Raw genomic sequence first — 4,030 nt, 5'->3', positions numbered from 1 at the left:
GCACGTTCAGCCACGGCGTGGTGGAGTGGGCGAGGGGTGCGGGCGCGCCACCCAGGGCGGCTAGGGCTTCGCGATGGTAAAAAGGCTCCAGGCTGAAGCCGTCGGGCAGCGGCCAGCGCAGGGTTTCCGGGTCGCGACCTTTCAGCTCGCGGGCCAGGCGGGCCTGCCACTCGGCAGTCGTTACGGCCGGAAACTCGGCAAAGGAAACAGGCGAAGCAGCCGGGGTATCGGACATAATTTTTATTGACAGAAATGAGCTACGCGGTCAAATCGGGGCCGAAAGATACCGCCCGGTGAACTGAACTAGGCGAAACGCAGATTGGGGCTGCTTACGGGCGCGTACATTTGTTGGCTATTGTCCGGTCGCTGTTTTTTTATGCTAACTAAGTTTTACCCTTGGTTCCTGTTACTCATCCTGCTTCAACGGCCGCATGCGGTGCAGGCCCAGGCTTATTTCCGCTCGGGCTATGTCGTTGCGCTCACCGGCGATACGCTGCGTGGCACCGTCGATTACGGCCGTGGCAAGCACGCTGCCGCCGAATGCCGGTTTAAACCGGCCGCTACTGCCGCCACCGTTACCTATTTGCCAAATCAGCTGCGGGGCTACGGTTTCTCAAGCGACCGTTTTTACCAGTCGCAACGGGTGCCGGCCACGGCGGCCGATACCACGTCGAAAAGAGTTTTTCTGGAAGTGCTGGTGCTGGGCGCGGCCAGTTTGTATTACGCAACCGATGGAAGCGGCGACCATTACTACATCCGCATGGGCAATGGCCCGGTGCAACCTCTGGAGCAACTTTTCAAAGAGGTGAATGTGAATGGCAGCCGGGTGAAGCGGGAAGTTCCGCTGTATCGGTCAACGCTCGGCACGGCGTTCGATGCCTGTCCGACGGTGCGGAATAAAGTTGTCAATCTGTCATTCAGCCGCAGCGGCTTCATTCAGCTTTGCCAGGAATACAATGCCTGCGTAGGCGGCCGGCAAACCGTGTCGGAAGTGGCTTCTTCTAAAAAGCGGAGCTACTTCGTGTTGGAAGCGGTGGCCGGGGCGCAGGCGAGTGTTCTGCGCTTCGACGGCGCCGTGCCCATGCACGACATCGACATTAAAGGCGGCGTGCAGCCCGTGTTCGGGCTGGCGCTGCAGCAGTACGTGCCGGTGCTTTCCAATCGGTTTGGGGTTCGGCTGGAACTGCTCTACCAGCGGCAGAGGTATAACCAGGAAATCTACGTTCCCACTACGTATGCCTACCAGGCCTACGAAGAAGTACGGGTGAGCCTCGACCAGGTGCGTCTGCCGCTGTTGTTGAAGTACCAGCCGCTGAACGGCCGGTTCCGCCCGTTTGTGGAGGTCGGAGCTAGCTTTGGGTTCGCCCTCAATAATTCCAACGAATACCGTTACCGGGCCCAGCCCTCGGCCACGTATTCGGCCTGGATGCCCATTCTCGAAAGCCCACGCAGTATCGAAGAAGGAATTCTGGGTGGAGTAGGCGCAGCCCTGCAGCTGCCCAACAACCGTCATCTGGCGCTGGAGCTGCGCGTTGAGCGCACCAACGGGTTTAGTCCGGCTCCCGCAACTGGCACTGGTATCAACCGGGCATATCTGCTCTTCAGCTACGACCTGTCCAAGCCCCGCTCGTCCAACTAATTGCTTTTTCCATTCGGCATGCGTTCTGTTCGTTTCCTCGTTCCAACCTTGTTTTCCCTGGCGCTGGCCACCGGCTGCCAGCGCGCCGCCTACGTTCCCAAGGCGCAGTTCGCGCCCGTCACGAGCCAGGTAGTGGGCAAAACCCAGGCCGAAGACCCTGCCGTGGCCGCCCTCATTGCGCCCTACCACGACAAAGTGACGGCCCAGATGACCGAGGTGCTCGGCACCGCCCCGCAGCCCCTCACCAAAGGCCCCGGCGAAAACCCGCTTTCCAACTTCGTGGCCGACCTGCAGCGCACCCGCGCCGCCGCCGAGCTCAAGCAGCCCATCGACCTGGGCGTGATGACCAACGGCGGCCTGCGCGCCGGCTTCGCGGCTGGCCCCGTCACGCTGGGCTCGGTGTTCGAGCTCATGCCGTTCGAAAACGAGCTGGTGGTGCTCGACGCGCCCGGCCCGGTAGTGCAGCAGCTGTTCGACTACGCCGCCCACATCAAAATGGCCATTTCCGGCGCTACCTACACCGTCACCTTCGACGGCCAGCCCAAGGACATCCGCATCGGCGGCCAGCCCTTCGATGTGAACGATGCCCGCACGTATTCCATTGCCATTTCCGATTACCTGGCCACCGGCGGCGACAACTTGTCGTTCTTCAAAACCCTGACGCCGCGCCATACCAACGTGCTGCTCCGCACCGCCATTGCCGACCACGTCCGCGCCCTTACCAAAGCCGGCCAGCCCGTCACGGCCCGCGTCGAAGGCCGGGTGAAAGCTAACTAACTGCCAGCCGTTAACTGTCGAACAATCATGCAACGTCGCGAATTTCTCCGCAATTCCCTGCTCGGCACCGCCGGCCTCACCGTGCTGGGCGGCCTGGCCAATACGGCCGAAGCTGCCAAAGGCCCGCTCAAGCTCACCATTCTGCACACCAACGACATGCACTCGCGCATCGAGCCCTTCCCCGACAACGGCGGGCAGTGGGCCGGGCTGGGCGGCATGGCGCGGCGCGCGGCCCTCATCAAGGACATTCGCAGCAAGGAGCCCAACGTGCTGCTGCTCGACTCGGGCGACATCTTCCAAGGCACGCCCTACTTCAACTTCTTCGGCGGCGAGCTCGAGTATAAGCTGATGAGCCAGATGGGCTACGACGCCAGTACCCTCGGCAACCACGACTTCGACAACGGCCTCGAAGGCCTGCAGAAGCAGTTGCCCAACGCCACGTTCCCCTTCCTCATCGCCAACTACGACTTCTCGAAAACCCCGCTGGCCGGCCGCTTCGCGCCCTATAAAGTGTTTGAGAAGCAAGGGCTTCGGGTGGGCGTGTTCGGCATCGGCATCGAGCTAAGCGGGCTGGTAGCCGATAAGAACTTCGGCCAGACCGTGTACCTCGACCCCGTGGCCAAGGCCAAGGAAATGGTGACCCAGCTGCGCGGCCCCGAGCGTTGCGACCTCGTCATCTGCCTCTCGCACCTCGGCTACAAGTACGAAAGCGCCAAGCTCGACGACCGCAAGCTGGCTGCCCAAGTGTCAGGCATCGACCTTATTCTCGGCGGGCACACCCACACGTTCATGGACGCGCCCGAGCCCATCGCCAGCCCCGACGGCCAGAAAACCCTCATCAACCAGGTGGGCTGGTCGGGCATCAACCTGGGCCGGCTCGACTACGAGTTTTCGCCCAAAACCAAGCGGGGCGGCCTGGCCCAGGCCAGCGTGCTGCCGGTGCGCGAAATCATCGGCTAGCCCGGTGGCCATAATGTTGTAAGTAGCCGTTGCTGGCCTGCCGGCAGCGGCCGCGTAATTTTAAGAAAGTCCCGCTTCTGCCGCCGTCCGGTGGGGGCGGGCCAACTTCGGGCGTAGTTTTTGGGATGTTGACGGCGGAAAACCCCGTACTGGCCGAAAGCCGGGGGCTCCTGCTAGAAGTACCGAAAATGCAAGCCGCCAGCGGCTTTTTTTCTCGGTAAGTTTTCCACAATTTTGTCCCCCTCTAAAAAATAATGCCCGCTCCGGGCCGTTGATTTCGGTCTTCTTTTTGCTCCTGGCCCCGGCCTGGTTTCCTTTCAAACGTTCAAATGCTCAAGGATTTTCGCACGGTTTGGGCTGGCTGCCTGCGCAGCATCTCGGCGGAAATCGGGGAGCAGAGCTTTAAGACCTGGTTCCAGCCCATTGTGCCGGTCGAGCTGAAGGGCAACGTGCTCACCATTCAGGTGCCGAGCGCCTATTTCTACGACTGGCTGGAGGAGCACTACGTGGATGAGTTGCGCCGCGCCCTCTACCAGCAGCTGGGCTCCGAAGGCCGCTTGGAGTACAGCGTGGTGGTAGACCAGGGCAACGACCAGACGCCGCCCCGCGCCCTGCACCTGCCGCCCACCCGCAAGCAGGCTGCCCCCGACCCGC

At 61.8% G+C, this 4,030-nt stretch carries 4 protein-coding genes and 1 pseudogene; 4 read left to right on the top strand and 1 reads right to left on the bottom strand.

The features are described from left to right. Window positions 1-235, bottom strand: a pseudogene (locus ACYVDE_RS16460) (hypothetical protein); the annotation flags it as partial. 141 nt (window positions 236-376) lie between these two features. Here ACYVDE_RS16460 and ACYVDE_RS16455 point away from each other — a divergent pair. From ACYVDE_RS16455 to ACYVDE_RS16440, 4 genes are all read left to right on the top strand, one after another. Then, on the top strand, window positions 377-1,639 hold the full coding sequence (locus ACYVDE_RS16455; RefSeq protein ID WP_460502640.1) for a porin family protein: 1,263 nt from the start codon (window positions 377-379) through the stop codon (window positions 1,637-1,639). A gap of 18 nt (window positions 1,640-1,657) precedes the next feature. Next, window positions 1,658-2,416, top strand: a complete 759-nt coding sequence (locus tag ACYVDE_RS16450; RefSeq protein WP_460502639.1) for a 5'-nucleotidase C-terminal domain-containing protein — start codon at window positions 1,658-1,660, stop codon at window positions 2,414-2,416. A 27-nt stretch (window positions 2,417-2,443) separates the two neighbouring features. Further along, window positions 2,444-3,376, top strand: coding sequence for a bifunctional metallophosphatase/5'-nucleotidase (locus ACYVDE_RS16445; protein ID WP_460502638.1), 933 nt, complete (start codon window positions 2,444-2,446; stop codon window positions 3,374-3,376). Window positions 3,377-3,705: 329 nt separating this feature from the next. Further along, window positions 3,706-4,030 (top strand): DnaA N-terminal domain-containing protein (locus ACYVDE_RS16440; RefSeq protein WP_460502637.1); only part of this gene is annotated, 325 nt, incomplete at its 3' end.

It is taken from the genome of Hymenobacter agri (genome assembly GCF_054778495.1).
This window is presented reverse-complemented; position numbering and strand designations above follow the sequence as displayed.